At 71.5% G+C, this 2,435-nt stretch carries 4 protein-coding genes and 1 pseudogene; 4 read left to right on the top strand and 1 reads right to left on the bottom strand.

Annotated elements, in window-relative coordinates; genetic code table 11:
* From J7024_RS36795 to J7024_RS36810, 4 genes and pseudogenes are all read left to right on the top strand, one after another.
* Positions 1 to 248: pseudogene (locus J7024_RS36795) on the top strand (hypothetical protein); the annotation flags it as partial.
* A 270-nt stretch (positions 249 to 518) separates the two neighbouring features.
* On the top strand, positions 519 to 905 hold the full coding sequence (locus tag J7024_RS36800; RefSeq protein WP_124830221.1) for a quinol oxidase: 387 nt from the start codon (positions 519 to 521) through the stop codon (positions 903 to 905).
* Positions 902 to 1,534, top strand: a complete 633-nt coding sequence (locus tag J7024_RS36805; RefSeq protein WP_124830220.1) for a LolA family protein — start codon at positions 902 to 904, stop codon at positions 1,532 to 1,534. The genes J7024_RS36800 and J7024_RS36805 overlap by 4 nt, the downstream gene beginning before the upstream one ends.
* Positions 1,535 to 1,575: 41 nt before the next feature.
* Positions 1,576 to 2,091, top strand: coding sequence for an SRPBCC family protein (locus J7024_RS36810; RefSeq protein ID WP_124830219.1), 516 nt, complete (start codon positions 1,576 to 1,578; stop codon positions 2,089 to 2,091).
* 14 nt (positions 2,092 to 2,105) lie between these two features.
* Here J7024_RS36810 and J7024_RS36815 read toward each other — a convergent pair.
* Positions 2,106 to 2,435 (bottom strand): TOBE domain-containing protein (locus J7024_RS36815; protein ID WP_234746042.1); only part of this gene is annotated, 330 nt, incomplete at its 5' end.

Genomic DNA, 2,435 nt, shown 5'->3' on the forward strand with positions numbered 1-2,435 from the left:
TCGCGAACGGCCCGGCGGCGCTCGGGCAGGCGGCCGGCACGTTGTCGGGCACCGCCGGCTCGCTGCTGTCGACGGGCACCAATGCGACGACTGCGGTCGTCAATGCGGTCGGCACGACGCTGGGCACGGCGCTCGGCTCCGTGCCGGGCCTGTCGGGCGCGTCGCACTCGGGCGGCGGCTCGGCGAACAACCTGCTCGCACCGGTGTCGACGCTGCTTCAGTCGGTGACGGGCGCACTGCCGAAGTAACCTGCGCGAACGCGGGGCGGCGACGCATCGTCCGCCGAGCGAACCAGGGCGCGCAACGCGGCATGACAGCAATGTCATGCCGCGTTTTCTTTGGATCCCCGATTGCTTGTGCCGGATCACCGGCCGGTGCGCGGTCGCCGCCGGCCATCGTGCGATGTCGTGGAATGTCCGGTCTCGCACATCCCGTTCGCAGCGGGATAATGGACGCGACGAAGTCGAGCGTTCGATCCGGCGGTGCGGTGGTGTCAGGCCACGCCCAGGAGAGCGGGAATGAAGACGATGCAGCGCGTGGTCGCGCGGCGGGTGACGGAAGCGCTGCGCAGCGTCGAAGGGAACCCGGCCGACGAGGATTGCGTGGCGTGCGGCGTGCTGCGGGGCCGCGCAGCGGGCATCCGGATTGCGCACGGGAACTGTGCTGCACTCGCGCCGGTACCGGTCGGATGCAAACCGGCCTTCGCGCCGCCCGGTGTCGACATCGACGCGCGGCAGGCCGGCATCGCGCCGCACGCGGGAGCGGATGCGGCACCGCGTACCTTCCGCTTCATCGCGGCGGAGCGCGGCGGCTTCGCCTGCCATTTCACGCATCGGCTGCCGTTCTTCGGCGGCCGTCGCGAGCGCGGCATCGAACGCGCGTTCGACGTCGAGGCGGCGCCATGATCGCCGCATTGCTGGCCGCGAGCCTGATAGGAGCGAGCATGACAGCCGATCCCGTGACCGTCGCGCAGGCGCATTTCGACCACGTCCAGTCGTACCGCGCGACGATTCGCGCGTCGGGGAGAAGCGGCGAGCGCACCGAGATTCACTACGCGTACCTGAAACCCGGCTTCGTCCGGATGGATTTCGTGTCGCCCCACCATGGCGCGGTGCTCGCCTACGATCCCGGCGAAGGCAAGGTCCGGCTGCGTCCGTTCGGCGAACATGCACCGCCCGCGCTGACGCTGTCGCCGTCCAATCCGCTCGTGCGCGATCGCAGCGGCCACCGTGTCGACCACTCGGACGTCGGCGCGCTGCTGCGCAACGTCCATGCGCTGCAGCAGGGCGGTGCGACGGTGACCGGGGGCGAGGAAACCGTCAGCGGCCGCACCGCGCTGCGCGTATCGGTGACGGGCGCGCCCGCGCATGCGATCCACGGCGTGCATCGCTACGAGCTGTGGCTCGACACCGAGGACGGCTTCCCGTTGAAGGTCGTCAGTTTCGCGGATGGCGACGGCGAGCCGCTCGAAACCGTGACGCTCGACGACGTCGAGATCGACGTCGCGTTTCCCGCACGCTTTTTCGCGCCCTGATCGCGCGTCATGCGCGCACGACACGACACGCCGGAGGCTGCATGGCGGAATACCGGTTTTCGACGACGTGGCGCGTGGATGCGCCGCTCGCGGTCGTCTGGGAGGCGATTTACCAGGTCGACCGCTGGCCGGACTGGTGGAAGAGCGCCGTGCGGACCGTCGAGATCGAGCGCGGCGACACACGAGGCGTCGGCTCGCTGCAGCGGTACACCTGGAAGGGGGCGTTGCCGTACCGGCTGACCTTCGACATGCGCGTGCTGCGCATCGAGCCGCCGCACGTGCTCGAAGGCCGCGCGAGCGGCGCGATCGAAGGCGACGGGTGCTGGTCGTTCGGCGCCGATGGCACGCGCACCGTCGTGCGCTACGACTGGCACATCCGCACCCGCGAGCGCTGGATGAACTGGCTGGAGCCGGTTGCGCGCCCGCTGTTCAGATGGAATCACGACGTCGTGATGCGCGAAGGCGCGAAAGGCCTGGCGCGCCGGCTCGGTGCCGAAGTCGAAACGGACGGCCGCACCTTCCGGCCGGCCGCGGGCGCGGACTGCGCCGACGTGTGAGCCCGGCGCGCCGGTCAGCGCGCGTACGCCATCACCGCACCGTCGACGACGAGTGCGACGCGCTCGCCGACGGCCGGACACCGATGCCCCGGCACGCGCGCGCGCACGAGGGTGTCGGCAGCGGCGTCGAGCCGCACGAGCACGTCGGCGTCCTGCCCGGCGAACTGCGTGGCTTCCACCCGCGCGGCGTGACTGCCCGCGGTGCCGGCAGGCGCGGCGGGCGCGATGCCGATCTGTTCCGGACGCAGCATCGCCGCTGCCGGCCCGTCCGGCAGCGGTGCGACGAGCGGCAACTCGCCGAGCACGCACCCGATGCCCCCGTCCCCCACCCGGCCCGCGAGCGC

It is taken from the genome of Burkholderia sp. WTPI3, from assembly GCF_021483755.1.
In the GTDB taxonomy this organism is placed as follows: Bacteria; Pseudomonadota; Gammaproteobacteria; order Burkholderiales; family Burkholderiaceae; genus Burkholderia.